Origin of the sequence: Secundilactobacillus similis DSM 23365 = JCM 2765 (genome assembly GCF_001311075.1) — a bacterium.
In the GTDB taxonomy this organism is placed as follows: Bacteria; Bacillota; Bacilli; order Lactobacillales; family Lactobacillaceae; genus Secundilactobacillus; species Secundilactobacillus similis.
The window spans coordinates 1-1,204 of record NZ_BBAD01000168.1 but is presented as its reverse complement, the minus strand read 5'-3'; the positions used below and the strand labels follow the sequence as shown (position 1 = coordinate 1,204).

The following is a 1,204-nucleotide window of genomic DNA, read 5'->3' as shown; positions in this document are numbered from 1 at the left end:
ACAAGCTACTGAACAGATTCCTATCTACAAGTGGCAAGATGAAGAAAAGGAGTACCTACATCAACTGCCAGAACACTTACTCGACCCCTTTTTCGAAGAGGACATTACCCGTGTCGTCTCCAAGGAATCGATGGTGATCTTTCGTAAATGTAAATACTCCGTAGATCCGCGCTACATCGGTCGCACTGTTGGCATAGAGCTTACCGATGATGAGCAACATATCCAAATCTATTATAACGGAGAGATGATTCGGGCGCACGTTATATCGACTCGTCAATTTAATTATAACGACGAAGATCGAGTTCAGATTCTAGGATCAGATTTACTCAAAGGTCACAGTAAAGAGGACATTGAAGCCTATATCAGTGAACATTTGAGTGAGTATGATGAAGTGTGAGGTGTAGACGATGACAAGTAAATTTCAAGAACTGTTGACCAACCTAGAAGTGTTACATCTAGATAAGATGCATGCCTACTTATCCGAGTACATCGACCAAATTAATGCACAACAGCTATCTTTCACCGATGCCATGCTTAGTCTAACTACAGCTGAACTAAACTGGCAGTCTGATCAAGAAATCGAACGAATCGTGCGACGAGCACGGTTTCCGCAACAGAAGACCCTTAAAGCATTTGATTTTGATTTTCAGCCAAACATCAATAAACAAGAGGTGCTGGGTTTCCAAGACCTAGCGTTCATGGAAAAACGAGAAAATCTGGTCTTCATTGGCAGTCCAGGTGTAGGGAAGACCCACCTTGCCATCAGCATTGGCATCGAAGCATGTCGACAAGGGAAGCGGACCCTATTTATTAACTGCCATGAGTTACTGAGTAGACTGCGTGCGGCTTATGAGAAAGGTGATCTTGATCGCAGTATCAATCGTTATGCGCGTTACGATCTGTTAGTCATCGACGAGATTGGTTACTTACCAATTGACCATGACGAGGCCAATCTCTTATTCCAACTGATTAACGCACGCTACGAGAAGAACTCCACTATCATTACCAGCAATACAGATTTATCCGGCTGGGTTGAAATTTTTCAAAATCCAACTGTCACTGGCGCTATCCTAGACCGAGTAGTCCACCACGTACATGTCGTGAAGATCACGGGTAAATCATACCGTTTGAAGGGTACCGATTGACCGCCTAAAACCTACATTTTCTAACCGCCATAAACCTACATTTTTACATCGCCATTGAC

The 1,204-nt window shown here is 43.4% G+C and carries 2 protein-coding genes; both read left to right on the top strand.

Going from position 1 to position 1,204, the window contains the following annotated elements:
- On the top strand, positions 1-397 hold a 397-nt coding region (locus JCM2765_RS17540), incomplete at its 5' end, for a Mu transposase domain-containing protein (RefSeq protein WP_439646184.1).
- A gap of 10 nt (positions 398-407) precedes the next feature.
- Positions 408-1,145: an IS21-like element helper ATPase IstB gene (gene istB, locus JCM2765_RS16520; RefSeq protein WP_054737615.1), complete on the top strand. Its 738-nt coding sequence runs from the start codon at positions 408-410 to the stop codon at positions 1,143-1,145.
- Positions 1,146-1,204: the final 59 nt, after the last annotated feature.

Bases quoted from the DNA above. Each gene is read 5' to 3' on its own strand.
- istB (WP_054737615.1), top strand. From the start codon at position 408: ATGACAAGTAAATTTCAAGAACTGTTGACCAACCTAGAAGTGTTACAT.